The sequence below is a fragment of the Nostoc sp. genome, from assembly GCF_036917465.1.
Lineage (GTDB): Bacteria > Cyanobacteriota > Cyanobacteriia > Cyanobacteriales > Nostocaceae > Nostoc.
Genome location: NZ_JBALDL010000013.1, coordinates 1 through 21,400, shown reverse-complemented (window position 1 = coordinate 21,400; position 21,400 = coordinate 1). Strand labels below are relative to the sequence as shown.

General features: G+C 41.8%; 21 protein-coding genes. 4 read left to right on the top strand and 17 right to left on the bottom strand.

What is annotated here, in order from left to right; all coding sequences use genetic code 11:
- Window positions 1-127: 127 nt before the first annotated feature.
- Window positions 128-3,637 carry a PAS domain S-box protein gene (locus V7K38_RS02745; protein ID WP_334855243.1) on the bottom strand — a complete coding sequence of 1,170 codons (3,510 nt, stop codon included), beginning with the start codon at window positions 3,635-3,637 and terminating at the stop codon, window positions 128-130.
- 519 nt (window positions 3,638-4,156) lie between these two features.
- On the opposite strand from V7K38_RS02745, the gene V7K38_RS02740 reads away from it, so the two are divergent.
- Window positions 4,157-4,288 (top strand): TPR end-of-group domain-containing protein, encoded by a 132-nt coding sequence (locus V7K38_RS02740; protein ID WP_334855242.1) that lies wholly within the window; start codon window positions 4,157-4,159, stop codon window positions 4,286-4,288.
- 99 nt (window positions 4,289-4,387) lie between these two features.
- Here V7K38_RS02740 and V7K38_RS02735 read toward each other — a convergent pair whose 3' ends face one another.
- Entirely contained in the window at window positions 4,388-5,245 is an 858-nt protein-coding gene (locus tag V7K38_RS02735; protein ID WP_334855240.1) for a hypothetical protein, read from the bottom strand.
- Between the two features lie 296 nt (window positions 5,246-5,541).
- Window positions 5,542-5,904 (bottom strand): hypothetical protein, encoded by a 363-nt coding sequence (locus tag V7K38_RS02730; protein WP_334855238.1) that lies wholly within the window; start codon window positions 5,902-5,904, stop codon window positions 5,542-5,544.
- On the opposite strand from V7K38_RS02730, the gene V7K38_RS02725 reads away from it, so the two are divergent.
- Window positions 5,898-6,140 carry a hypothetical protein gene (locus tag V7K38_RS02725; RefSeq protein ID WP_334855237.1) on the top strand — a complete coding sequence of 81 codons (243 nt, stop codon included), beginning with the start codon at window positions 5,898-5,900 and terminating at the stop codon, window positions 6,138-6,140. The two genes, V7K38_RS02730 and V7K38_RS02725, sit on opposite strands and share 7 nt — an antisense overlap.
- A 65-nt stretch (window positions 6,141-6,205) precedes the next feature.
- On the opposite strand, the gene V7K38_RS02720 is transcribed toward V7K38_RS02725, so the two are convergent.
- Window positions 6,206-6,328 carry a hypothetical protein gene (locus V7K38_RS02720; RefSeq protein ID WP_334855235.1) on the bottom strand — a complete coding sequence of 41 codons (123 nt, stop codon included), beginning with the start codon at window positions 6,326-6,328 and terminating at the stop codon, window positions 6,206-6,208.
- Between the two features lie 755 nt (window positions 6,329-7,083).
- Here V7K38_RS02720 and V7K38_RS02715 point away from each other — a divergent pair.
- The gene (locus V7K38_RS02715; protein WP_334855234.1) at window positions 7,084-7,377 is read left to right on the top strand and encodes a hypothetical protein; all 294 of its coding nucleotides are present in this window, start codon (window positions 7,084-7,086) and stop codon (window positions 7,375-7,377) included.
- Between the two features lie 354 nt (window positions 7,378-7,731).
- Here V7K38_RS02715 and V7K38_RS02710 read toward each other — a convergent pair whose 3' ends face one another.
- Together V7K38_RS02710 and V7K38_RS02705 are read right to left on the bottom strand one after the other, a co-directional pair.
- A complete protein-coding gene (locus tag V7K38_RS02710; RefSeq protein WP_334855233.1) occupies window positions 7,732-8,079 on the bottom strand; it encodes a Uma2 family endonuclease in 348 nt (115 codons plus the stop codon).
- Window positions 8,063-8,332, bottom strand: coding sequence for a hypothetical protein (locus V7K38_RS02705; protein ID WP_334855231.1), 270 nt, complete (start codon window positions 8,330-8,332; stop codon window positions 8,063-8,065). Before V7K38_RS02705 ends, V7K38_RS02710 begins: the two co-directional genes overlap by 17 nt.
- Window positions 8,333-8,762: 430 nt before the next feature.
- Here V7K38_RS02705 and V7K38_RS02700 point away from each other — a divergent pair, with 430 nt between their 5' ends.
- Window positions 8,763-9,005 (top strand): hypothetical protein, encoded by a 243-nt coding sequence (locus V7K38_RS02700; protein WP_334855229.1) that lies wholly within the window; start codon window positions 8,763-8,765, stop codon window positions 9,003-9,005.
- On the opposite strand, the gene V7K38_RS02695 is transcribed toward V7K38_RS02700, so the two are convergent.
- The 11 genes from V7K38_RS02695 to V7K38_RS02645 form a co-directional block, all read right to left on the bottom strand.
- On the bottom strand, window positions 8,992-10,146 hold the full coding sequence (locus V7K38_RS02695) for a lipase family protein (RefSeq protein WP_334855228.1): 1,155 nt from the start codon (window positions 10,144-10,146) through the stop codon (window positions 8,992-8,994). The two genes, V7K38_RS02700 and V7K38_RS02695, sit on opposite strands and share 14 nt — an antisense overlap.
- A complete protein-coding gene (locus V7K38_RS02690; RefSeq protein ID WP_334855226.1) occupies window positions 10,143-10,577 on the bottom strand; it encodes a hypothetical protein in 435 nt (144 codons plus the stop codon). The genes V7K38_RS02695 and V7K38_RS02690 overlap by 4 nt, the downstream gene beginning before the upstream one ends.
- A 622-nt stretch (window positions 10,578-11,199) precedes the next feature.
- A complete protein-coding gene (locus V7K38_RS02685; protein ID WP_109012922.1) occupies window positions 11,200-11,418 on the bottom strand; it encodes a hypothetical protein in 219 nt (72 codons plus the stop codon).
- 53 nt (window positions 11,419-11,471) lie between these two features.
- Entirely contained in the window at window positions 11,472-11,762 is a 291-nt protein-coding gene (locus V7K38_RS02680) for a hypothetical protein (RefSeq protein WP_334855225.1), read from the bottom strand.
- A gap of 2 nt (window positions 11,763-11,764) precedes the next feature.
- Window positions 11,765-12,727 carry a ParM/StbA family protein gene (locus V7K38_RS02675; RefSeq protein ID WP_334855224.1) on the bottom strand — a complete coding sequence of 321 codons (963 nt, stop codon included), beginning with the start codon at window positions 12,725-12,727 and terminating at the stop codon, window positions 11,765-11,767.
- A 587-nt stretch (window positions 12,728-13,314) separates the two neighbouring features.
- On the bottom strand, window positions 13,315-13,812 hold the full coding sequence (locus V7K38_RS02670) for a hypothetical protein (RefSeq protein ID WP_442940741.1): 498 nt from the start codon (window positions 13,810-13,812) through the stop codon (window positions 13,315-13,317).
- Between the two features lie 65 nt (window positions 13,813-13,877).
- The gene (locus V7K38_RS02665; protein ID WP_334855220.1) at window positions 13,878-14,420 is read right to left on the bottom strand and encodes a hypothetical protein; all 543 of its coding nucleotides are present in this window, start codon (window positions 14,418-14,420) and stop codon (window positions 13,878-13,880) included.
- A 41-nt stretch (window positions 14,421-14,461) separates the two neighbouring features.
- Entirely contained in the window at window positions 14,462-15,613 is a 1,152-nt protein-coding gene (locus tag V7K38_RS02660; protein WP_334855218.1) for a ParB/RepB/Spo0J family partition protein, read from the bottom strand.
- 3 nt (window positions 15,614-15,616) lie between these two features.
- The gene (locus tag V7K38_RS02655; protein WP_334855215.1) at window positions 15,617-16,420 is read right to left on the bottom strand and encodes a ParA family protein; all 804 of its coding nucleotides are present in this window, start codon (window positions 16,418-16,420) and stop codon (window positions 15,617-15,619) included.
- 643 nt (window positions 16,421-17,063) lie between these two features.
- On the bottom strand, window positions 17,064-18,272 hold the full coding sequence (locus tag V7K38_RS02650; RefSeq protein WP_334855214.1) for an AIPR family protein: 1,209 nt from the start codon (window positions 18,270-18,272) through the stop codon (window positions 17,064-17,066).
- A 77-nt stretch (window positions 18,273-18,349) separates the two neighbouring features.
- Window positions 18,350-21,400, bottom strand: a 3,051-nt coding sequence (locus V7K38_RS02645) for a DEAD/DEAH box helicase (RefSeq protein ID WP_334855212.1), incomplete at its 5' end; no start/stop codon positions are given.

The window sequence follows — 21,400 nt, the reverse complement described above, 5'->3', positions numbered from 1 at the left end:
CCCTGACCCCTCCTACACTATTCAATAGCTTTAAAACTAAAAGCTGTAGCCTTTATTCCATATACCTTTGAGCTTCTCTTAATGCCATTGGGTTTAACGCCAGTTCCGTAATCCTGTTTCAAATTTTTTACTGTATTGGAATCGTAATTATAAACTCAGTTCCCGCTCCCGGTGCTGAAATACACCGGAGTTGCCCCCGATGATTTTTGACGACTATCTGGTAGCTAATTGATAACCCCATACCAATGCCTTTACCCACAGGTTTGGTAGTAAAGAAAGGGTCAAATATATGATTAAGCACTTTGTCGTTCATTCCTGAACCATTGTCAGCAATACGAATTATACATTCATTCTCTTGAATTTGGGTACGAATGCAAATTTTGAGGATTGATGATTTGGAATGCACTTTGGGCTGTTCCCAATCCTTAGTCTCTAGTCCCTCTTCCAAAGCATCAATAGCATTAGTCAACAGATTCATAAACACCTGATTTATCTGTCCAGCATTACATAAGACCAGTGGCAGGTTGCCATATTCTTGAATAACTTGGATTTCGGAACGTTGTGGTTGACTTTTCAGGCGACTTTGCAGTAGCAGCAGTGTGCTATTAATGCCTTCATGAATATCCACTGTCTTCGTAGTATTTTCATCTAGACGAGAGAAATTGCGTAAAGATAGGACAATCTGCCGAATGCGTTCAGCACCGACTTTCATTGAATCTAGAACTTTGGGTAAATCTTGGTAGAGAAAATCTAAATCAATTTCTTGGATTTGCGTTTCTATCTCTGATGATAGTGGAGAGTGATGTTCTTGAAACATTTCTACCAAGTGCAGCAAATCTGTCACATATTCATTGGTGTGCTTGATATTTCCAGAGATAAAATTGATGGGATTATTAATTTCGTGAGCGATACCTGCTACTAATTGCCCCAAGCTGGACATTTTTTCAGTTTGAATGAGTTGAGCTTGGGTCTGTTGAAGTTCTAGCAAAGCCCTTTCTAGCTGCTGTGCTTTATCTTGGGCAGTTTGGGCAGCGAGGCGACTCTGTGTGTAAAGTTTCGCTTGGTCAATAGCGATCGCTAATTGAACTGTCACTGATTGTAGCAATTCTACTTCAGTTTCTTGCCAAGGTCGGAAGCCACTACAGTAACCACAGATGAAAGCGCCAACTTCACCAGATTGAGTGTGTACAGGCAAAGACATAAAAGCCGTGAAACCGAAATCATTTAAAAACTGCTGTATTGTGCAATCACCACCAGTCTTAGCATCATCGATGCGGATGATTTCTTTGTTCAAGGTTTTTGCTGCGACTATTTCAAATTCTACATGAATTGCTTCGGCTGTTAGCAGACTGGTTAAAGTAAAATGTTCTGCTTCATATACACATTCCCAATAAGGTAGCTCAGGACTTTGCCGATACCAAAAGAAAGCACAGTAATCAATCTGGAATAAGTTGCGGATTTCCTCTACTGCGGTTTTTAAAATGTAATTAAGTTCCAAAGAAGCTCTAATTTGGCTGGCAAGCCGGTTAAGCAGTGCTTCCCGTTGAGCAATAGCTCTAAATTTAGCCTCTGATGTGCGGAGAGCGGTTTCCGTATACTGGCGCTGTAGTTCTGCCGTAGCTCGTGCTGCAAAGATGCTGAGAATAGCCTTGGCACGTTCTTCCTGTAATATCGGTTTGGTATCTAATATGCAAAGATGCCCTATGGGTATACCAAATGTATCAACAAGAGGCGTTCCCAGATAGCTTTCTGCTTCTAATAACACTAAATCCTTGGCTTGAGGGAAAAGTTGCTGTACATTACACGGGTAAAAACGCATCCCTTCCTGTAATACAACTTCGCAAGGAGTATTAGCTAAAGTATATTCGGCGAAAGTTTCTGAAAGCTTGTCAACTGCCCAGAATGATAAAACTCTAGCTCTACTGGAGTCTCCGGTGATTCGCTCTGCTAGTATGACGTAGCAGACTCCTAGAGCATTTGCCAAGTGACGCACCAAGACAGGAAAAAATTCTTCGCCTGTAACTGCTGCCGTTCCAGCTACCAGAGCTTGCATTGCTTCCTCTGCTTGTTTGCGCTCAGTAATATCTTGATAAACGCCGCGATAACCCAGGTAATTGCCGGATGTATCAAAGAAAGGAACTCCATTGGTTTCTAAAACAAGTAATTGTCCGTTTTTATGAAGGGTCTTATTTTCAAAATTAATTAGAGGCTGTTTGGAGTTGGTTAGAATTTGAAAAATCTTTTGTACTCGGCTTGCTTCTACTGGTGGCATCAACTCAAAAGGAGTTTTGCCTAAGACTTCGTCTGGCTCATACCCCAAAATGTCAGCCAATTTTTGGCTCACGTAAGTGTAAACGCCCTTTTGGTCGAACTCCCACACTCCATCATTGGTAGTTTCTACAAGATGACGAAAACGGGACTCACTTTCTCTGAGTGCAATTTCTGCTTGTTTGCGCTTGATGCCAATAGCAATTTCTTGGGCAGCAAATTCTAGGGCATTAAAAACAGATTCCGTCACTATTTGACAAGAAAACATTGCAATAACGCCTACAGTCTCACCTTCAATAATTAGAGGATAGCCAGCAAAAGCAACCATCCCCTCACGCTTTGCCCACTCTTGATTGCTGACGCGAGGATCTGTTAGTACAGAGTTAGTCAAATGAGGTTTACCTTCTTGGGCAATCAAACCAATTTTGAATTGACCAACTGGTACCCGTTTATGAGACCCATCAATATGGGTGTACATTCCAGAACTGGCTTGCAACTCTAGGACATTTTCCTCTTTGTTCAGTATCCAGATCCGAGCAAAGGCTGCATTTATATGTTCAACTAATGCTTCGGTGCAGAGGCGCATCATACACTCTAAAGTTTGGCTTTGGGCAAGAGCAGCGTCTACATCGGCACGAAAATTCGCTAATTGTGATCGCTGCACTAGTTCTTCTTGTGCGTGTTTGCGCTCACTAGTATCGTGACAAATACCAACGAAATACAAAAAATTTCCATTAGCATCTTTTATCGCTGATGAGTTGCTTGTATGCCATTGCCAACTCCCATTTTTATGTTTTACCCGATATTCAATTGCATCTTGTTTTTCGCCTGTTGTCAAAACTCTTTGAAAATAATCTGCACAGATTGGTAAATCATCAGGATGCATGAAAGGAGAAAATGATTTTCCTATAAGCTCTTCAACCTCATGCCCTAAGATTTCAGTCCAGTTAGGAGAAACATAAGAAAATATTCCCTCAATGGTCAGTGCAAAAATAATGTTATTGCTATTTTCTATAATCCTTTGAAAGTCAATATTGTTATTTGCTGATGCTATTTGCTTCTTTTGGGATAAAAAAATTATTATTTGTTGTTCTGGTAATGGTAATAGCTTGGCTTTAAAATGGCTATTTTCTTCTATTATAAAATACTCAATTTCTACTAAAGACTTACTTTTTATTACTTTGATAATGGCTTCTTGGTAACTATTTCTTATCCTGACTGGTAAATAGTCTAGAAAGTTTTTACCTATATTCAGTTCTGTTAGCTGATTTACTTTTTGTAGATTTTGCAGTTGATAATCTAGGATATTTGCATCAGTATCAATCCGAAGATATAGCTCATTCGCTGGTTGGGAAATCATTGATTTCATAAGAGTTTTTGAGGTTTTGCAATCTCATTCTTTAGGTAATTCAGTATTTCTCTACTGCTTGTTTATTAAGTAAAATAATAATTGTATAATGATATTAATTTAGTTAAAGCTTTAAAGAAATGGTAATTTCACTGAAATTATCCAGATTTGAACTTTGGACAAAAGATAATTGTTGCGGATAATTGATGCGAATAGTCATTAAGAAGACAGGCTTGCTTTTGACAACGTAGGGTTAATATAACAGAGGCTAATCCTATCTCCTAGAAGAGCAACGCGAAAAAATGAGATCGGGGTTTAGTTCTCAATTACACCCCTATATTCTCAATAAAATTTGGTTTTGTAGTTGCGATGCCTACGGGGAGCAATGCGATTTTGTGAGGTGCTTAAAATTCGGGTACTAAATCAGGTATTTAGGGGTGCGTAGGCATAGTCCGCCGCAGGCATCGCAGCCAAATAACTGTTTTTATTGAGAATCTAGCTCTGTAACTGAGAATTAAAGTCCGATCTAACAAAATCGCATTGCTCCCTGCCTACGGCGGTCAACGCCTACGCATCCTGCAACAAGCGATCAATCTGAGTCCTAACCAATACCAAGATATGGCGAAAACTGACTCCGATTTTGATAATATTTGTTCAGATGAACAATTCTAGGCGTTGTTCAAGTCGTTGTCAGATGCGAATTTCGGCAGATTAGGCAATACTGCGCTTTCAAAAATATTCTTGTGGTAGTGATAGCGAAAAGCAACTTTCTCACGCCATCCATTCAGTCCACTGTGGGGCATCTGCCACCATCTGAGCAAACAAATCTGGGCTAGCATCCTCGAATTCCAACATCACGCCACAGCGCTCATCACTGGTTAGTGTACTGAGTAATTCTTTTACCGCTTCTACCCCGTATTCAATCCGTTCAATTAGCAACTGAGCATAATATTTGACCCGTTCCCACCACGAATCACTGACTTCTTCATCTGTGTCCATACCCCCCCCATTATTATCTCCATCTTCATTAAGGGGGGGTGTGGACGGAGTGCTATTCCCATACTGAACCTGCATCCTAGCCGCGTAAGCTGCATTTCTTTCCAACTCCAGTTGACGCTTCTGTTCCCTCTCTTCTCGTTGATGAAGCCGATACTCCAACACCTCTTGAGCAAACACAACATCCTCAGTATTCAAACGGTAATATCGAACCCGTTTTCCGTCCTCCAGTGGTCTTCGTGACTCATTAGACAAACCCAATTGTGAAAGAAACTGCCCCAAAATCCACATTGGCGATTCATCAAGGGGAATGGTGAGATTGAGGATACCTTTAACGTGAGATGCGTTGCGTTTGGAGAACTGAGCCAGAGCTTCAATCATGGCTTCGTCTCCTTTAATCTCAACCCCAACCATAAGATCGAGCAATACCGCCCTCAGTCCCAGCCGATGACGCATTAGCCAAGAAGTAGAATGATTGCTCCAGTCAGTGCAAATGGCTAATCGCTCCCGTTCCGATTTATCGCGTTCGGCAACAACAGCAGGTGGGGGGACAAATTCTCGCCCCTGCTCGGAGGTAATCATTTCAAGAGGTGCAGCTAAGATTGCCTCCAGTGCAACAATCTTTTTAATCAATCTTCCCCCGTCATCTTTCTCATAATAAGCTAATAGAGAAAAAACAATTTCATCACCTACACAGATAAATGTTTCCCAGAAAAAAAACAGGCGGGCTATCCTTTATTAATCCATAAAATGGATTAATAAAAGTGAAAACGAACTACTAGCCATGCAGATAGATAGCCACATAAGTTTTTCATTTTTAGATATTTCAAAACTGCCGTGAAATGAAGCGAGTAGAGAAAATAATGAAACAAATACCAGAACACAAATAAAACCCAATAAAAATGTATTTTTGTCAAACTTAATCATTTTTATTCCTCAAAGTTGATAGTTTTTTTGCTGAAATGGTTATATATTTTTTCAGGTGTCAACCACTGTGGAATTGTCACCTTTTTATCTACCTCGGCTTCACCGTCAGCATTATTTAAGCCGTTCATGGTAGCTACCTTTAAAGGTGTCCTGCCATCGGCGGTTTTGCGGTCAATTTGAATAGTTCCTCTAGCTCTCCCCTTAGAGCTTCCACTATCCCCACCAGTTGCCGTATTAGTGAAGAAATGAGCAATGCAAACTAGCCGTTCTTCTGCCTTTATAGGGTCACTTAAAGAAGCTCTAGAGAAATTTTTAGCAGGTTCTTTGAGAATGTCAGAGTCCGAATAGTTGTGCAGCAATGGCATTTTATATCACAATGCTTCCAGTGCAGGAGTGGATATTGGAATTCCGCCTTGGTTATTTGGGACGCTACTGGAGTTTGATAAACGCTGCTGGCTTATTAATTGGTTTCTTGGTCTGTGCGCTGATATTTGTGCCACTGATCATTAATATGACACTAAATCCGTTCAAGTTCCCAGATCATATTGTCATGAGTGCGATCGCGTACCCGCTTTTTCGGTGGCGATCGCTGATGAATTAGCTCTCACAGGGAGCAATGCGATTTTGTTAGATCGGACTTTGATTCTCAGTTAGAGAGCTAAATTCTCAATAAAAACAGTTATTTGGCTGCGATGGCGTACCCGCTTTTTCGGTGGCGATCGCAGCCTTAAATAGGTGATTTAGTACCCGAATTTTAAGCACCTCACAAAATCGCATTGCTCCCGTCATTCAACTACCTGCCCCAGGAGTGTCAGCAAATGCAGGTGATTTGCGGTAAGCGAAGCCATGCCGTTAGGCTTATCGCCTCGGTCGGGTGTATTCCGATTCACTGGAGGAGACAGTCAAAAGTCTGTTGCAGGCGTTGGGGAAACTGAATCGACCTTATCTTACTGCTGTGGAAGAGAAATTGTTAAGTGTTTTGGAGTCTTTCGTTAGTTGGCAAGATTCGTGAGAGGTTAAGTCGAGTTTTGTCTACTTCTTTGTTTTGGGAACAATTTATTCCCGTCGCTATATTGTCAAATACTACAGAACCAGCTATGAAATAATTCACACGTCGGTGAGTGTATCCAAATTTGTCTCTGCAATACTCCTCAAATGTGCGGTGGATTGACAGACTAGCTGTGCCAATATCTCTTGTGTTGCCCTGAGCTTTGTTGTACCAGTTAAGAGCGTCTCCAAGGGTTGGGTTGAAGTATGGTAAACTACGCTCCCCAGGGCAGAGAACTAAATTTCCCTTTGGTGGTAGACTTCGTAAAGGTTAACGTTTCTCCTTTGAAGTCGGTGTCTGGAGCTTAAGAGCTTCACTAACGCGGCAACCAGTAAAAAGACAGATGGCGAACAAAGCGCGATCACAAATCAATTGCGGACCCTTGACCTTGAACCATCGCACTTTGTTTGTGAACCCGTCGCTAAACAAATCTTGCGAACAGAACGTAAGGCTCAGTTATATCTACTTTTATGAACTTTATCGTGGAGGATAGAGAATGAATAAAACATCATTGTTCTCAGGAATTGCTCTAGTAACAGCAGTTCTGGGTTTGGGTATGGCAAGTCCTATAGTTGCTACTTCAGTAGAGCCTAAATCACCCGATATATCTACAGGATTTGTGTCTGGACACTCTGAACTATTGCGAACACCCCCATCGGAGCTAATTGCTGCCCGGCGTTGCTTCTTGAGGCGGGTGTACCATCAAGGGCACTCTTCTCGTAGATTTGGTATTGTTGGTAGAAAAACTTATCACCGGGGATACTACACCACAAAGCGAGTGTGTCACTAGTATAATTCAAAACCCGAACGTGGAGAATTTGGTCAGCAACGTAACGGGTGAGGCGGTCAGTCACTCCCCTCATTACTGGGGAGAGCGAACGTACAGGGACTAAGAGACGCACTGTTAGGTCGCTTGTATTGAGGGGCGATCACAATCAAATTACTTTAGTCGCTACTTTAGTAGCGTGCTATCCCCAAACAACTGGTAAATTCTGAGGAGCGATTGCTTGGGCTTTCCTCGCTTGAATCGGGACAGCAATCGCTCAACCTGAGATCAACTATTTTTGCTAATGCTGTCTCTATTCTATTCAAATTATCATAGCGAAAACTAAGCTAAACTGAATTGAGTGGAGCAATTTACCAGCTATTTCTGAAGTGCTTGCTGAAAAGTCTTGATGGCATCAACATGATTCACCATATTAATGCAGCGTAACAACAAATCTAGATCGATCCCTTTAACCTCTTCACTACTGGAAACCCTTTCATAATGCAGTCCGTCGCCTTCATAGCGTAGGTGATAAACCAATAACACGCCATCTTCCCAGAACCACACTTCCGGAATCAACAGCCGCTTGTATGCTTCCAGTTTGTTGATTCCGCCACTGCTCCCCACCACTTCTATCGCCAAATCGGGACGTACTCGACCAGGCGCAAGTTTATAGGATTTATCTGCTTCTCGCTTCACTGCACCCGATTCACTTTCTAATCTCATTGAACCAGTTGGAGTAAAGTCCAACCCTGCCGCACGCAAGCAAGTACAGTTCCAGTAATGCACCAAGCCTTTCCTTGACGGTTTCGTGTGCAACTCCAGGCATTCTTCGGATCTCCAATATTCCATTTAGGAAAGATAGGCGATATCCTGGGCGCTCTAGCAACTGCTCAACTGCTTTGAATTCTCTCCAGGTCACTCCCTCAAATAACAAGGGTGATTCATTTACGGGTGTAGCGATTACTGCTGGGGTCATTTTAGTCTCCAGTCTGTTTGCAGGTAAGAAATCATCACGCTTGAAGGGCACTTTATTGATTGTAACTTCTTTTTAGAGCTAGGGTGTTTGCCCATACCAATCTCGAATCCGATGGTAATTTATCAGAATTTACTGCAACACTAATCAACCCCATATTCAAGCTCTATCAAACCCAACAATTTCTCCTTCACGTCCGTTAAATATGGTCGCTTCAGTTCCCCCAGATGCTTCAGCACAGCACGGGCAGCCTGTTCTAAGTTCTCGTTTTCCCGCAGCCTACTGATGCGACACCGAACAGCCCGCCGTAGGCATCGCAAATCACCCGCATCTGCTCACACTCAGCAGGCAAGTAGTTGTACGATTTCAGGTACTGCCATCCTACGGTATATTCGCCATCCCAGCTTTTGACGGTGCAGCTAAATTCACCCACATGGTTGACCATCCCCCAGCACCCACCCTTGCCTCTGAGTTTGTTGAGTCGATGGGGGATATTATTCAATACTGCTCGGTTAAGCTCAAAAGCTTAAATTTCGTAGGTTGGGTTGAGGAACTAAACCCAATATTTCCGGGGCTTGGTTGGGTTAAACGAAGTGAAACCCAACCTACAAATATTCTTAACCGAGCAGTATTGCCCTCAGCATGGCTGCTAAAAATTACTCTCAGCCAGAAGTAGGGTAAGTGCGAGCTTTATTAGTCTCTACTTCTCTGTTAACGGCAGTCCGATAGGTATCAACGGCATGGTTTGGTAGAACGTCACCATGCTGTGTCAAAAAAGACCATGCTTCTCCAACGTGTGAGTATACATCTTTCCGAAAGATGGTCGGCGGTGAGAGAGGAATAGAATCCGCTAAATTGAAAATGCGATAACTGTTAGGAACTAGCTGACTGTGCATTTGAGCAAAGCTTGGATTGCCAACCCGTGGACCAGCATAGGTATATAGCCGGATTTGCTTTTTGAGTTTGGGAACTGAAAGTGCAAGATCAACTGCTGCAAGGGTAGCAAGGGCTGCTCCTAGACTATGCCCTGATATATAGCAAGGCAGAGATGGATTTAAGTGATTAGCGATTTCACGAGTTTGCCCTGCCAGGTCTTTATAAATTTTGGCAAAACCAGAGTGAATTTTACTATTGGCAAAACCATCATAGTTTTTCTGGAAAAGCAATATATCTCCAATCCATTCAGTTGTTCTTTGAGTACCACGAAAAATAATGATATTGGCAGTTTTAGAGATCAGAACAAAGCCGAAGTAGACGGGAATTAGCTGCTTCAGTTTCACTGCTTGTTTTACAGTCTGACCAATCGCTGTTTGTGCCGCATCTAAATTATTTTCAACTGGGTCTTGAGTAGCAGTTAAGGAATGGTTAGTTACTGGCACGTCAACCTGAATGGTTTCTGAACTCTGTACATCTTCTAAACCCTTTAATGATGCGATCTGAGTATAGCCATCTAGATGGGAAGTATATGCAGGTAAGGATTTTATTGACCCATCAAAGGAGGGATTTACCTTGCCCGATAGGTATTGTTGAGTCCCCAATTTACTACATTGGATCAAAAGTTTAGATACGCTGCGATCATAGGAAATGTTGGATGGAGTCAGCTTTAGCGATGCCTGAATTTCTATTCCTTTGTTGATTTTTTTAGCATCGGCTTCAAATGTTTGTTTCAAAAGCTCGTGGAGGTTCGTTTGAGATTCCTTTTGAGCCAATGCCATTAACTTGCTGTGCGCTCGCAGTCGTTGGTAATTGCGAGAAATAGTTGCCACTATCCCCAATGTCAATCCTGCAAGCAAAATCTGCCTACGCCTAAGCCTCATCGTTGCCTTCCCGCACTACCACTGGCATAGAATTGGTTAGTTACCTGTCCCAACGTCCAAGTCAGGGTAAACAAAGCCGCTGAAATGGCAAATCCGGAAAACAGAGGTATCAACAACCCTCCACAGAAAATGGTCACCCAAGCCATAAAAGCCAGTGCAAAAGCCCCCAAAATACCAAAGACGTTTCCGGCGATGGCCATTGGGTCTTGACCTTTGCTATAGCTCCACTCTTCACCTATATTCCAAATCATTTTCAGTATCAAAACCCCAACAACCAGCAGCGTCAACGTTAAAGTCCCGCGAATCGGATTTAACCCGATGAGTGCTATTCCCATAGCATAATCTAAAATTAGATTGCGAATTTTTTGGTGACGTTGGCTCAGAAATGGCGGTGTTGTAAATACCTCAGATTCTTCTGGTTCTGTTGACATGTAAACTACCCCAACTTACTCCCCTTTAGCTTCGTTGAAGTTGGGGCTTTGTCCCAGATTTTATCGCCCCATCTCCCCCATCTAGCCTGCACAGATAACTTTCGCTAACCGAACCGTATTTGCACTTACTTATCCGCAACTTCCCCCTAATAAGTGCTGAAAATAGTTCGCTATCTAACATCTTGAGCTGATGCTCGTTGTAGCGGGTTCCAGCGATCTCTAATCAAGGAATCGCCGCTTCGATACGGGTCAACTCCTCTGTTGATAATACCACCTTAAAACAGTTATCAGTTACCAGTTATCACAGTTTGAGTCGGGGTCAAATCCAGGGCAAACGCATCTAAAGTATAAGAATCCTTTAATAGCAATGGTTAAGGCGTTTTTCAATTTAGCCTATTTTTTCGTCAATATCCTTATCCAATAAGGGTTTCAGAAATGCAAATTTCTAAGGGAGCAACGCGATTTTGTGAGGTTCTGAAACCTGGGACGTATATAGCTTGTTTCAGAATGCGATCGCAAGTAAAAAATCAGCTTTTGTTGAGAATATAAGGGTGTAATTGAGAACTAAACCCCGATCTCACTTTTTCGCGTTGCTCCCATTTCTAACTACATAGTGCAATTATTACTTGTTCCCGCCGAGCAAATGGTTGATAATTTGAGGTAGGTTAACAATTTCGTGCATCAGGTCTTGTGGGCTAAATCCTAAAACCTTCAAGATAATCACGATGATAACAATTGCGATTGCTGTACTGAGGAATGTCTTCAATAAATCCAGTAATGCCCTGAAAATTATCAAAGCTACAATCACCGCCGCAACTAAAATTATTAAATTAACTGGCATGTTTTTGCTTGGGTAAATCTCACAAAATCAGTCAACACGGAATTATTTGACAGCTACAAATCAAAATCAAGGCTGAATGTTTCTCCTGAAGAATCCTCCTCTTTCTCCTCTATAACTGGAGTTGAAGTCGTTGAAGGTAGTTGATTTGACTCCGTATTAATCGGTGTATTTGCTACAGATTGTGCAGGTAATCCAGCTTTGATAAAAACAAAATAGCAATCAACTATAAAGTAAAGCGTGTCTAAGTAACTTTTATCTAGTTTTTGCGATTCTGCAAATATGCGCTCTCGGTAATTATCCTTGAGGCGAACTTTTTCCGGTGCAAAGTCTTGTTTATCTGCCATTGCTATAGTTTCCCAGATGTACTCGTTGGATTCTTGCTAGTGATACTTTTTGCCATCTCTAAAAGTCCAAAGACATTGGCTTCCACCGGATTGTCCAGAATTTTGAAGCCGTTCTTCTCCAAGAGCTTCTTAAATCCTGGTAACAGACAGCCTCCACCTATCGCCCAGATTTCATCCCCCTGGTGCTTGGCATCAAGTGTCAGATTCACCACTTTCTTCAAGTATTTTTCATACCAGTCTTTCAAACACGCACTGTATATATCTTTAATATCGATGTCACGGCTGTATCTCGTATGCCCCATTTCCAGACAAAATCGGATTTTTGATGCATCCCCGATTTTTCCGCCATTTAAATGTTTCATCTTTTGGGAAATATCATCGATGAGAACTTCTACACCTATGGGGTAGGCGGTGTGAACTTCTCGTTGACCCCGGTTGTAACGAGAATACAGGGTAGTACCATTACCAAAGTCTAAAATCGTTAGCTTTTTCGGTAGTGGATGCCCAAATAATGCACCCATCCCCTCTAGCACAACTTTCAGCACTTCTACCTTCACGTCTGATTGTTTGCCAGCAAGTATCGGCTGATATTCTCCACTTAGTACTTTTTGCAATTGGTCAGCCAAGCCAACATCATGTAAGCTGACGACTAATTTTAAATGCCAAGCTTTACGATGTGGCAGATGTGCTAATGCACCCAATAATGTCAATAATGCGTTGTTGATTTTATTTTCGTTATTGTCCGTGTTGCGGTCGAAATAATTTCCTGTGCGGAAAGCTGACTCTCCAACGGTGTAAGCTGTACCGTTAAAAATTACACGCCCTGGTACGTTTTCCATCTCGGCATTAGTTATATAGCTGGGCACACGAACTACTTCAAAGCCTTCGACTAAAAGTTTTAGGCTTCCGTAGCCGTTATCGAAACCCGCAGGAAAAATTTTTTGTAATGTGTGAATGTTTGACATGGGGATGAGTCAATACGCTTTGATTTGTGAAAGTTATCTGTTCTGGTGCAAAGGGGGAGTATGGGAGCAGGGGAGATAAAAATAAATTGCTATAAATTTTTCCCCTCTGCCCCCTGCTTTTTTCTCCAGTCTCAAGAGCTTATCATAAACCCTTGGGGGCTAAGTGGGGTACAAAATGCGATTAAGTTAAATATACCCCACGCAGCCCCTATATATGCCCTATGCAGGGGTCATATTCTTCCAAAAGTACTGAACTATATTTGGGGTATATATAGCCCCCAGATAGCCCCCACAAGCAATTTTTGAAATCTTTTTTATCAACGCAGTAGAAATTAATTTAGATGGCTGACTATTTGATTTATACTTTTACTGTCAATTTTTTATTACCAAATTTAGTAATTTAGTTCTCTGCAAGAAATAAGCCAAGGTTCTGATCGACTTGCAATCTACCTACGATAAATTGCTCGTTTGGACAGGCTATTGCAAGAATTGAGATTGTCACTTGGGCTTATAAGGTCAATACTGATAGTTGAAAAGCAATTCAGTCTTCATCTATAACTTCTTGTTTCTTACGTAACTTAGAGTTATTACTTGCTTACAGGTTCAGCTTTTTCGACTGAATCATCATTCACGCCCAAAGTTAATTCCAAAGCTTGCCGTGTCGGGTATGCTTTCACGATCTGCCGATAAACTTCATAGTTAGTAGGTAGCGTGTTCTGAGTATTACCCACTCCATAGGTCAGTTTGTACTTTACATCTTTTACCAGTTCAGGTTTGCCTGCCTCTTCTTGAGATTTTTTGCGTTGTTCAACTTCATCAACACTTGGTCGTGGCGGTAAAGTAGGCCACCATAACCCCCGGTCATCTGGCCCAACAACTGCTCCTGACGGTTTTACTCCATTCCGATTCAGCATTGAAGTAGTAGCAAAAGTTTCAATACGGGGTTGTGGTTCACTAGTTAGGTTATTGGCATATTTAACTTGCCAGGTGTAACTAGTTAGTGCTGTAGCTTCATACTCTTCAGTAGTAGCGGTACTGCAACTAGTTAGTGCGCCGTTAGTGCAGTCATTATAGAAGTTAAAAATCTCAGTTTTTGCATTATTAATCGTTAATATCTCTTACCAGTCACTCTTAAAGAGGGTGTGTGTCATCATTGCTGCCAAGGTGAAGGAATCGCTGTTGTTGAAAGCACTTCCCCTGTTATTAATCTGATAGCCGTCTGCTCACAATTAGGGCATTGGATTTTTATTTGAATCAGTGAAGGACGGCCTTTGTACTCTCCCATCACAGGTTCTCCAGTGTACTCACTAAGTATTCCTTGCTGACAGTGCCAGCAGTCAAATATAATCCTGCTCACTGCTTGGTCGCAGTCTAAAAATTTCACATGCTGAAACCGTTCTGCTGATAATTCCTGTTTGACTCTTCTCGATTCAGGCGATCGCTGTGGTTTCGACTTTTGTGGCGATTCATCATCGGGGTCAGTGTAGACGCTTTGCGACAAGTCGAGTGACTGAGAAAGTGATTCTAGTTGTTGCTGCGATGGCTCATTCGCAATAGGTGTATGGTGGGGCTGAGATTTAACCGGAGTTTGCTCTATTGGTTCATTAGTAGGATTTTGGTTAGATTGCGATACAGTAGCATTGGATTTTGGTTGTTGTTTAAGTGGTTTAGATGGGCGTTGGGTAGATTCCATTGACATCTCCGGTTCGGTAAACTAAGTCTGACTAAATAGTATTAGTCTAATTTTTTCAGAATCTCTTTTGCCTTAGCTTGTAATACAGCCAATAAATCTCTCAGTTGCTCTTGCTGGATATCTTCGATCTTAGTTGCTGAGACATCTCGAATTAGAGAACTGATTTGGTGACTTGGTTTAGCTTTTATTTCAGGATCATATTCAGCAATAGTTTGGGCAACGAGAGAACGAGTTTGAGCTACTGTTAGCCTTTTTTGCAAAACTTCTGATGTAGCATCTTGTCGGATTTTAAGAGTTTTAGTTTCCTCAATTTTTAAATTTTTAGAATTTAGTTTTTGGAGTGAACGGGCATGATTTGCACCAAGTCCTGATTCTCTAATCGCAATTTTTAAGTCTCCTGAAAGCCGTAAGCAAGGAAAAATATTTGCATCCACTGATGCTGGATTTTGTTGAAAACGTAGTAACAACAGAATAATATTTTGCTCTATTTCGTCTAAATTAAATTCTTTAATGCCTTCTGATTGCTCTTTTCTAGTTAAAATAACCAATTCAGTTAATTGGGGCAACAGTTTTTTTGCGTTTAATCTAGCTATTACTCTCCTAAGAGCTTTAACTACTTCTTCTTGTTCAATTTCCAAGGCTAACTTAGCCTGTTGAATCAAACCTTCGGCTAAATCTAGCTCATTCAAGCTTTCTCGGTGAAGACTAGTTAATAAGGTGCGTGCATGTAATTCCTCTTCAGAAAGTTCTTTCAGAAGCATTACTGCATCAAGCATTTCAATTTCTGGCTGTAACTCTTCTGCAACCGATCTCCATCTCCGTTCTCCATCAAAAATGAGATTTCCCGGTAGTAATATAATTGGCTCTTGTTGCCCTTCCTCTCTAATTGAAACAGCCATACTCCGAATACTATCCGAAGTAAATGTTTGCCTTACTTGTTTGGGATTGGGTCTTACTTCGCTGTAGTGAATTTTGAAAATTCCAGATGCTTTTAAATGTTCTCGTAGGTCTTCAATAGTTTGATTGAGGAGTTTACGCTCTTCTTCAGCAAGCTTTCCCTGTGCCTGATCATCTTTTAATCTTGTAATCTCTGCCTGTAACTCTTCTACTCGCTCTTCAAGCTCAAATCTCTGTTGTGAATCAGCAGCAGAAGCAAACATTCCAAGTACACTCGGTTTGTTTGGTTTTGTCATCTATTAACCTCTTATTAGATTAAGTTCTTGAACTAATGCGTCAACAATTGGCGTAAAATCTCCTCTTGCATCTTTGCCCGGTCTATAAATCCCTAAAGGTAGCCCTCTCCCAGAAGCATTAAGAATATCCGCTGATTCTCGAATTGGGCTAAAAAACTGAATTCCCAAATTCTTACAGACTAGGGGAAGTTCCTCAACAATACTTCTATGCGCTCCCCAATCACTTTTCCAACGAGTAGGAACTATACCTAATATTTTCGGAGTCGGTTTCAATCTCAACCGCTTGCAGTTGAAATAGTACCACTCAATCATCGCAGCAGCACTTTGAGAAGCCTTGTATTCAGGTTGAATTGGGATTAGCACGTGGCTAGAAGCTGCAAGAGCGGTTAGTGGTAAAGGCTCTAATGTTGCAGGACAATCAATAATTACAAAATCGTGAAATAGTGGAAAATCACTCAATCGATCTGCAAGGGTATAAGCTCCACGCAGATCCTTTGAAACTGCTCGAATTGTTTCGTGCAATTCTTTTCCACCCTTACAAACTTGAATTTTATCAATCTTACTTTGCCAAGCTGTAACTAAAGGCCAGTTCCCTTTGAAGTCTGGATCGTAAACATTTGCCATCGTTCCCTGTGTTTTAACTTCTCCTAATCCGCAAAATAGTGTCAATGATTCATTAGGATCAATGTCTAACAATGCTACCGAATAGCCACGAACACCCAATTCATACGCAAGATTGTATGAAATAGTGCTTTTTGCCACTCCTCCAGCGTTTGTCTCAATCGAAAGGGTCAAATTGGCAGGCATAATTTTTTCTCTTTCTTAGTTACTATATTTCACACTCCCACTTATGAGATAACGTTATATCAGTTTAGGCAAAATTTTTGAGACAATGTTATGTCATTTTTAGGCGTTGCATAATCAAGGGATAAAATGAGGTATTTTACGATACAATGCCTATACCGTGAGTCTATTGAAATTAGAAAAAATGGTAAACGAAGAGAGTACTTAGATGAAAAAAAGCACGAATGCTTAAAGTTATACGTCAATAGTATGGAATTTTGAGCAGGTGAATGTGAAAGAGGAGTTCACCGTACAACGGTAAGATATTGGTTAAAACAAATTGGCAAAAAACTTAAAGAGTATCTTAATTAGAATTAACTAACGTTCAAGTTGTCGGGTAGGACAGTATGAACCGAAGCCGCTACTCAAAGGATTGGAAACAAATCGTACTGCTGTGAAGTCAGCTTCTGATTCGCGTTGCAGCAGATGTGGTAAGGTCTGCCTACGTCCATGTGAAAAATGCCGCCCTCCTCAACCTCCCAGAAAATCAACAATAGTTCCTCTCAGAAAACGGAAGCCCAAAGCGATGACTTATAAAAGTGATGAGGATCAGGTAGGATGACCTAATACTAGCGTTGTTTGTTAGTATTAATGTACTATAAAAACTTTAGCCCGATGTCAGCGTCAATTTTTCCCGCTTCTTGCCAGAGCTAACCATTTTCACCAAGTGCTGATTTAAATAGCTTTGCGCCGAAATATACAAGCTTTCCCAAATTTCTTGGTTACGGCTGATTTTCGTACCTACTGTATTCCCTGCTGTTTTCTCCGATATTAAGTATTTGCGAAAATAGTTTGTCCACACGTGTTGCAAAAAGTCTTCAGCGAATTCGTTAAACGGCAGAATCCATTTATAGTCTTGATCCAAAAACACCCGATAGGATGCAATTATTGGTAGTGCCAAGTCCGTTGGCGCACCGAAACCAAATGAATACTTGCTATCAGGCAACAAAGTAGTCTTGCGTATATCAATAGACGCTAAATCGTTCACACCCTTTCTTCTGGGGTTGCTAATATGTTCTTGGATTATTTCGTACAGTCTTTGCTCTATCCACAAGGCTTGAGAGAGTAGAGGCAGTAGCGCGGTTAACCTTTCTCTCTCAGTATCGCTGATTTGAGAGGGGATACTCATATTTGCTGGGTGCTTGGCTCGTTTATTGCTGTCGGGGTTGTATTTATTTCTGTCGAGGCAGTAAAGCAGCTTCAGCAAATGAACTACATTGCACTGAGCATTTCTGGGAGCGCCGCTTTGATTCTGGTAATAAGCGATGCGGAATTTTCTATCTTCTTCGATTTCTAAGGAGGCTAAATACTGCTTGATGAATTTGTAATCTCCTCTGGCGTTGACTTTAGAACGCGAATCTACTGGCGTTGTCGTATTTGAAGCCAGGGCTATATCTTTGGCTTCATCTTCCACCAATCCAATGTGGATGGTGACTTTGACTCTGGCACTTGTTAGGTCATATTTGTAAGTTTTCGCTTGCTCAAACGCTAAAACTGTATGACCGCCGTTGATGATCCCATCACTTCCACCCTCGCTTGCTTCTAAAACTTCGAGTTCAAGTTCGGTTTTGTTTTTGTTGGGTTTAATTTTATTTACACAGAGAGTTATTCCACTGTGACGGGAGAAGAATTTCTCCGGTTGAGTCGTCACTGAGTCGAATATTTGCCTGTATGTCGCGCTTTTGCGGTTTGGTTCCCTGATGTTGGGTTCTAGTGGCAGGTCTGTAGGGAATGTATCTACATGGGCGGTGGCGATGATGCAATTGGGGTTGGCTTGAAAATAGCTATCTATCTTTAAATTCCAAGTCTTGGGCATAGTTGATTAGAGTTGAGTTGGTCTTGAGCTTGTGCAATCAGAAAATCAAAAATCTAAAATTATCTAAGCGGGACAGCTTATCCTTCACTAATTAACTGTAACAAGGCTGACGTTGATATCTTGCCACTCATATCAGTACCTTCTAAGAGACTATCTGCTAAATCTCGCTTATGGTGATGCAGTTGCACAATCTTTTCTTCAATAGTATCCTTTGCAACTAGACGATAAATTGTCACCGGACGTTGTTGCCCAATCCGATGGGCGCGGTCTGAGGCTTGATCTTCCACAGCAGGGTTCCACCAAGGGTCTGTATGGATGACATAATCAGCCGCAGTCAGATTAAGTCCTGTACCCCCGGCTTTGAGACTAATGAGAAAGACATCTCCTGAACCAGCTTGGAAGGCATCTACCCGTTTTTTGCGCTCTGCTACTGAAGTACTGCCATCTAGATATTGATAATTAATACCTTGCTGTTCCAGATAATTGCGGATAATGTGCAAATGGTCAACAAATTGACTAAACACTAACGCCTTATGACGATTTTCCAGCAGTTCACCCAGCACCTCACCAAAAAGTTGCAACTTGGAACTGGGTAATTCAGATGAAGGCATAACCAAGCTAGGATTACAGCAAGCGCGACGTAATTTCATAATCTCAGCCAAAACTTGTAAATGTTTCTTTCCAGCATCTGCATCACTTTCGGTAAGTTTAGATATTGCCTGACGGCGCAATGCCTCATAAAATGCCTTTTCCTCTCGACTTAACTCTACATGAAGAAGAATTTCAGTACGAGACGGCAACTCTTCTAATACCTGATTTTTTGTGCGGCGCAATAGAAATGGTTGAATCAGTTTTTTGAGTTTATTACGTGCAAGTTTATCCTGATATTTTTCAATGGGGATAGCAAAGCGTTGATTGAAGCTTTCAAAAGAACCCAATAACCCAGGATTGATAAAGCGGAACAAATTCCACAACTCACCCAGGTGATTCTCAATGGGAGTTCCAGTAGTCAGCAACTTAAAATTAGATTTTAGGTTCATGGCTGCCTGAGAACGTTTAGTGGTCATATTTTTAATTGCCTGGGCTTCATCCAGGACAATAGTTTGCCAGTGTACACCAGAGAGCATTAGAGCTACTTCTTCCTGCTGCAATAAACCATAACTGCATACCAACATATCCAATGGTTGTAACCCATCCAATAATTTTTGGCGGTTAGCACCAGAAAATTGAATAATATTTAGGGTTGGGGCAAACTTTTGCGCTTCACTCACCCAATTCATACACACGGAAGTGGGCGCAATAATTAGAGTTGGCCCTTTATCGGCGTTTCTGAGAATGACAGCGAGTGCTTGCAAGGTCTTACCGAGTCCCATTTGGTCTGCTAAACAGGCTCCTACACCCCAATGTGCTAACCGCGCTAGCCAACAAAAACCCTCCATCTGGTAGTCACGTAATTCTGCTTGAAGGGTAGATGGCAGTTCCGGCTGGAGGTTTTTCACCTCTTTGAGACGTTCTCTATGTGTTTTCCAGTGTTTATCTGCTTTTACCTTACCTACCTCATCGACAAAATCCTCTAACCCTAATGTTGCTAAGGGGTGAAAACGAATACCTTTACTATTTTTTTCCGAAAACATCCGCAATTCGTCGAGGCGTTTCCGAAAAGCTTGAGTTAAAGCCAGAAATTGACCATCACCAAGGGGGATAAAACGGCTGGGGGTTTTCTCCAATAGTTCTAGTAGTTGCTGCATATCTAGCACAAGGTCGTTATTCAACTTCAACTCACCAGTTGCTGCAAACCAGTCTTGTTGACGTTGAATTGATAAATTAAAGTCTTTCAGGTCGGCATTGTGGCTAATACGCAGCTTTTCTCCTTCTGGCCATGCCATGACTACTTTATTTCCCAGCGCTTGCAGTTCTAGCAGCAGTTCTAAACATGACTCTGGTTCAACTATTACCCATTCACCATCTTGTTCTTCACTTCGAGCCAAGCTGGGACAGGCGGCTACAGCGTCGGCGGCAAGTTGCTTCTCTTGGGATAGATTTCGTCTGGTTTGGAGACGTTTACCCTCAATCTCGGCAATGACAGTTTCACCACCTGTACCAGGACGGTAGTAGGGGCCACCTTGGGCAAAGGGACGCGATAACAGGGTGATTTTCAAGCCGGCATTGGCAGGTAAAAGGTGAATATGGGGCAAAGTCTGGGCGGGTACTTCTTCTGCACCTTCTGAGCCGCCACCAATGTCAGAATGCACAGTGACGATGCCAGAAACAGCATTAATAGCTGCCAAAACTTGCTTCTCGGCGAAGGCAGGTACGTTTAATTTATTATCCTTACCTATAATCTCTGCGATGCGTCTGTGTTCGACAGTAATTTCAATGACTTTGATGCGGGTTGGGGTTTCTTTGATATGCAGAATATTCTGTGATTCTGGTAATTTGGGAGAAAATTCCAAGGTGAGACGACCAAGTTTTTCTTTTTTAACTAGTAGTTCCGGTTCTCCCTTGATGATTTCTACACGGATAGTAGGTGTATCTTCCCAAAAAACCAACGGGTGTCCAATTAAGGCAGAGATAGCTTTTTCACCGAAGGTATAATCAACTTTGCCATAATAGCCCTCACTATATATCTCAATACAACTACATACTCGCATATCTTGGGATGTGATGTAATCAAACTCAGATAATGCATTGCTCAAACGTTTGAGGGCTATGGGGCGGCCTTTACTCCACTCGCCTTTAGCATTAATTTTCTGTTCCTTTGGTTGCAAGACACATCTGCTGGGATAGAAGGTTATGAACCATGCTAAACGCAGTTCGGATTCTGGTTTTAGGGATGTTTGTGGCTGTTTTTGGAGGTTTGCCAGGGCATTGAGGCACATTTCCCAAGCTTCTTGGGGTCGAATTAAGTCTACGATGGAATGAAAGTTGCTATCTTCTCGCAGTGCCTCTGCTTCTTTTTTGTAGTTACTACTAGGTTTGAGCCTGGATAGGAGTTCTGCACTTTCCATTGCTAACCAGTGATAACCGGAAGCGAGCGATCGCCGATATAATGGCTCTAATAAATTAGGTAAGCGTTTTTTCGCACCCTCAGCATCCATCCAGTAAAGGCATAGGGAACAAAACAATGT